The 2,337-nt window shown below is 38.9% G+C and carries 2 protein-coding genes; one reads left to right on the top strand and one right to left on the bottom strand.

Annotation, left to right across the window (positions count from 1 at the left end; all coding sequences use genetic code 11):
- Positions 1-347: 347 nt before the first annotated feature.
- Entirely contained in the window at positions 348-953 is a 606-nt protein-coding gene (locus ASG81_RS02820) for a hypothetical protein (RefSeq protein ID WP_155971144.1), read from the top strand.
- A gap of 200 nt (positions 954-1,153) precedes the next feature.
- On the opposite strand, the gene ASG81_RS02815 is transcribed toward ASG81_RS02820, so the two are convergent.
- On the bottom strand, positions 1,154-1,645 hold the full coding sequence (locus ASG81_RS02815; RefSeq protein ID WP_056628919.1) for a C1q-like domain-containing protein: 492 nt from the start codon (positions 1,643-1,645) through the stop codon (positions 1,154-1,156).
- Positions 1,646-2,337: the final 692 nt, after the last annotated feature.

Below are 2,337 nucleotides of genomic sequence, written 5' to 3'. Positions count from 1 at the left end.
GCCGATTCGACCCGTTCGCAAAGGGCAGCAGAATACGCGCAAAATCCGCTGGAAATCAGTCGTGAGCTTCGTCTATAGAGTAGCATAATTCGTTTCACATGAACATTTTTTAAAGCGGACACTCCATCCGCTTTGTTTGCTATGCGCTTTTTCTTTGCTTTCCCCAAAAAAACAAACGGCACAGGACTTTTCCCATGCCGTTTCGGATTTCATTTTTAGTCCTGTTCTTGTCTTTGAGCTAAACTAAATGACATTGCCCGCGTGGCAGCCCTTCGCTCAACTAACGGGCAGTTTCGTTCAACAATTTTTCCATTTGGAACATGTTAAAATAGTAAATAAAACAGTAGGTGAGTAACATTCAAAAGCATTTTAGTGTAGGGCTTCTCCCTTCGGATGGTTTGCGATACAGCGTCAATTATGAATCAGAGCAACACCTAAGCGCTCATGAAAATGTGATAAGACCTCTTGTTGAGAATGCAAAAGAGATCTTTGTTTATGGTCTTAAGGAAGGATCGCCTCTCTTGAAAAGGCACAAAGGAATACTAACAAAACACCAAGGTAAATACTCATTAACCTTAAATCAAGAAGTTATAATGGGTCATGAATCATTATGGAACTCGGCGGAATGGAGTAGAGGATCCATTGTCATCGTAATTGATTTGCACAAGTTTGATCCCAATACCATTTTAGCTCATTGTTACAGACCAGGTGTTTTTGGAGGGTTAAGTTCGTCCGATAGTCAATCTGCAGTTAAATATTGTAAAGAACAATCAAAGAAGGGACTGTTTTCAGTTTTGTTTCCAGCCTCGAATGGTATTGATTGGATGACGATTTTTGGACCTGAGGACGTGTTAAGTACTCTTTATGAAAATGCGATTCAAAAGTGTAATGAACTCGATTTTTGGGCTAAACAGGCGGGATCCTTTCAAAATGGAAATCAGACGGTGGATTAAGCTAAAGGGAACGATAGTTGAATAAAGACATGAAGGCAGCCGGTCAAAGGATCGGCTGCCTATTCTCGACTAAAGGGAGGATAGTTGAAATAGAAATGGTTTATTTGAAATCAGTCTCGTACTTGATGTTGATGTACATAGCTTGTTGCGTGAAGGGGGATTCATAATCAAAAAAATAAGAACCGTTGGGTAAACGGTTCTTATTTTTTTACTGATTTTCGAATCCTTTTACCTTCGAATTGTGTTCTGAATCCTTTCTTTATGATTCCATCTCCATTAGAAGCCACAGCTACATTAACTTTATCACCGCTGCGAAGCTTGAGAACACCTGAAGCGTTAATAACTACGCTGCTAGAGCTTACTGTTGCGCTTGCAGATATGGCAACTATTCCATTAACCGTAATTAGTAGAATGACATCAAAAGTCTCTATCGTCCTTTTTTTAAAGACGATGCTTGTGAAAAGTCTGTAAGATCCGCAGTGTTTTGGACTGAACGTCGATGTGACAGGATTGTATTCATTCCCGAGATCAAATTCTTCGATGCCAAATAAAACCTGTGGTATACGAAGGGTGCCGACGGGTTGATTATTATTTGCGATTGCCCGAAAAGCGGATTTAAAAACTTTTTTGCAAGGTTTACGGACACCTTTCGTCGTTACGCTCTTTTGAACCACTTCGCGTTTAACTACCATTTCAACATAACCTCCTTTCGTTGATTCCATTAATATATCTAGCAATACATTAAAATATGTAATTGGAAGTTTAATAGAAACGGTATGAGCGGATAAACGATCAAATGGGCGATAGGAGACTAGGCATGGTTACAAATAGATAAAGTTGCGAGTTAAACCTGCCCGTTCGTATTATGAGGTCAACCAGGCTTAAGAAGCCGCTTATTTGCAGCTTTTTTGATTTTAACGATATATGTTCTTGTCCAAAGTCAGTGACAAGAACATATATCGTTTGCCGATTAGGGACAAGAACATGTATCGTTTACCGCAGTTGAGAGGGATTCTTAATGTTTTGCCATAGTACGAACCAAGGCAAATTACTTGACTTCATCTTCACACTTGTCATTCGTAGTTTAGTCAAAGGAGCGGCGTTCATTTAATCATTAAGCTAACGGATACGATAGTTGGATGAAGCAGATTGCAGCGAATTTTTAAATTCATCACATTGAAATATTCGCCAATATATAGTATAAATTTATAATTGAGTTTGAAAGGGGGCCTACAAATTGAAAGTTGGAATTGTTGGTGACTTTAGTCCAGAATATCCATCACAGTTCGCTACTAATAATGCTCTTATGCATTCATCTGGAAAATTAGGGGTATCTGTCGAGTATGAGTGGATTCCTACAGCTACAATAAGTAAACAAATGGAT

The sequence above is a fragment of the Paenibacillus sp. Soil522 genome (assembly GCF_001428245.1).
Classification (GTDB): domain Bacteria; phylum Bacillota; class Bacilli; order Paenibacillales; family Paenibacillaceae; genus Pristimantibacillus.
Note: the sequence above shows the minus strand (reverse complement) of the source record. Positions and strands in the feature narration are given on the sequence as shown.

What these genes read in the sequence shown, in the direction of transcription:
- ASG81_RS02815 (WP_056628919.1), bottom strand. Translation starts at nt 1,645, where the DNA reads ATGGTAGTTAAACGCGAAGTGGTTCAAAAGAGCGTAACGACGAAAGGT.